The following is a 449-nucleotide window of genomic DNA, read 5'->3' as shown; positions in this document are numbered from 1 at the left end:
AAGGTCGCAGGACTGTCGACATCGCTGATGGTCAGCGTGCCGGAAGTGCTGATCGCCGCTGCCGTGTTGGCTTCCGTCAAATTGACCGATGCGGAGGAGAGAACCGCCGCGTCATTGGTCCCCAGAATATCGATCTGCACCGAGGTGTGGGTGCCGTCGGCACTGACCACGTCGAAGTTCTCGGTGTAGTGCTGGCCGGCGACGAACTCGTTATGCGCCGAGCTTGCCGTGTAGGTCCAGGCGCCGGCCGCATTGATGGCAAAGGTGCCGTAGCTGCCGGCGGTTGCGGCCTGAGCGACGAAGGTCGCAGGACTGTCGACATCGCTGATGGTCAGCGTGCCGGAAGTGCTGATCGCCGCTGCCGTGTTGGCTTCCGTCAAATTGACCGATGCGGAGGAGAGAACCGCCGCGTCATTGGTCCCCAGAATATCGATCTGCACCGAGGTGTG

At 62.1% G+C, this 449-nt stretch carries 1 protein-coding gene; it reads right to left on the bottom strand.

Annotation, left to right across the window (positions count from 1 at the left end; translation table 11 throughout):
- Positions 1–449: VCBS domain-containing protein (locus AC1DPX_RS35135; RefSeq protein ID WP_477242610.1), on the bottom strand; the 449-nt coding region annotated here is incomplete at both ends.

This window comes from Mesorhizobium sp. 01N446, assembly GCF_056399285.1.
This window is presented reverse-complemented; position numbering and strand designations above follow the sequence as displayed.